Here is a 1,605-nt window from a genome sequence, read left to right on the forward strand (position 1 = left end):
GTGTGGCTGTGCCGACTGCGGTTCCGGGGCAGGGAGTTGGGGAGCACGCTCACTCGGTGCGGTGAGGTGAGGCGGGATACGACGAGGTGGCCGACGGCGCGTATGCCGTCGGCCACTTCTGTGCCGGGTCACGGGAGTGTCGTAGGGACTACTCGATGTCGTAGGGACTACTCGATGACGAGGTCGACCTCGATGTTGCCGCGGGTGGCGTTCGAGTAGGGGCAGACCTGGTGGGCGGTCTCGACCAGCTTGCGGCCGGTCGCCTCGTCCACGGTGTCGGGGAGCTCGACGCGCAGGGTCACCTTGAGGCCGAAGCCCTCGCCCTGCTTGCCTATGCCGACCTCGGCGGTCACGGCCGCGTCGGTGACGTCCACCTTCGCCTGCCGGCCGACGAGGCCGAGGGCGCTGCCGAAACAGGCGGCGTAACCGGCGGCGAACAGCTGCTCAGGGTTGGTGCCCTGGCCGTTGCCGCCCATCTCGACCGGAATGCCGAGCTGAAGGTCGATCTTGCCGTCGTTGCTGACCGCGCGGCCGTCGCGGCCGTGGGTGGCGGTGGCTACGGCGGTGTAGATCGCGTCCATTGGAAACCATCCCTCTCGGAAGTCTTGGTGGGGGTGACCGGTCCGGGTGTCCGGACCGCCTCACGGCGATAATTAGAGCACACAATTCAATTGCACACAACTAAATGGCCCGCTAGCGCTATCCTGGAGGCATGACCACCACTCCCGCCGCCACCCCCACCGCCGACTGGCTCCGCCTCGACCAGCAGATCTGCTTCTCCCTGAACGCCGCGTCCCGCGCCTTCGGCGGCGTCTACCGCGTGATCCTCAAGGACCTCGGGCTCACCTACCCGCAGTACCTGGTGATGCTGGTGCTGTGGGAGCACGGCGAGCTGCCCGTCAAGAAGCTCGGCGAACACCTGCGACTCGACTCCGGCACCCTGTCCCCGCTGCTCAAGCGGCTGGAGACGGCCGGTCTGGTACGCCGTGAGCGCAGCGCCCGCGACGAGCGCTCGGTGGAGGTGCGGCTCACCGACGAGGGGGTCGCGCTGCGCGAGCGGGCGGTCGAGGTGCCGCGGCGCATCCTTGGGGCGACCGGCTTCGACATCGATGAGATCCGGGCGTTGCGGGAACGGCTCGACCAGCTCACCGGGGCGTTGGACTCGGCGACGCTGGACGAGGCGTAGACGTGGGTGTGGGTGTGGGTGTGGGTGTGGGTGTGGGCGTGGGTGCCGGCTGCATTGATTGCGTCGGCTGCGTCGGCTGCATCAACTGCATCGCCTGCGGAGGCATCCGGCGGATATAGAGGGCCAGCTTCACTCGCCCTCGGACGAACTCCGTCCGACGCGCGAACTCCCCGTCCACGACGTCGAGTTTGACCCGGTCTGTCGGGTCACCGGGCACCCAGCGCGAGGGCAGCAGATTCGACTGCGCGACGATCCAGACCCGGTCAACACCCGCGAGCCGCGCCCGCAACTCGGGCACCGTCGAGATGTTCCAGAAGATGGCCGACGGCGACATCAAGGCCTGCTGGATCGTCTGCACCAACCCGGTCGCCTCGGTCGCCAACCGACGGACCGTCATAGAGGGCCTGGAAGCAGCCGAG

The 1,605-nt window shown here is 68.2% G+C and carries 3 protein-coding genes; 2 read left to right on the forward strand and 1 reads right to left on the reverse strand.

The genetic code is table 11. The annotated features are described in order from the left end of the window. Window positions 1-167: 167 nt before the first annotated feature. Window positions 168-581 (reverse strand): organic hydroperoxide resistance protein, encoded by a 414-nt coding sequence (locus ACNFOC_RS54155; protein ID WP_019056748.1) that lies wholly within the window; start codon window positions 579-581, stop codon window positions 168-170. 131 nt (window positions 582-712) lie between these two features. Between ACNFOC_RS54155 and ACNFOC_RS54160 the strand changes: the two genes are divergently transcribed. Then, a complete protein-coding gene (locus ACNFOC_RS54160) occupies window positions 713-1,186 on the forward strand; it encodes a MarR family winged helix-turn-helix transcriptional regulator (RefSeq protein WP_416966283.1) in 474 nt (157 codons plus the stop codon). 188 nt (window positions 1,187-1,374) lie between these two features. Next, window positions 1,375-1,605 (forward strand): hypothetical protein (locus ACNFOC_RS54165; protein WP_416966284.1); only part of this gene is annotated, 231 nt, incomplete at its 3' end.

The sequence above is a fragment of the Streptomyces colwelliae genome (assembly GCF_048158785.1).
In the GTDB taxonomy this organism is placed as follows: domain Bacteria; phylum Actinomycetota; class Actinomycetes; order Streptomycetales; family Streptomycetaceae; genus Streptomyces.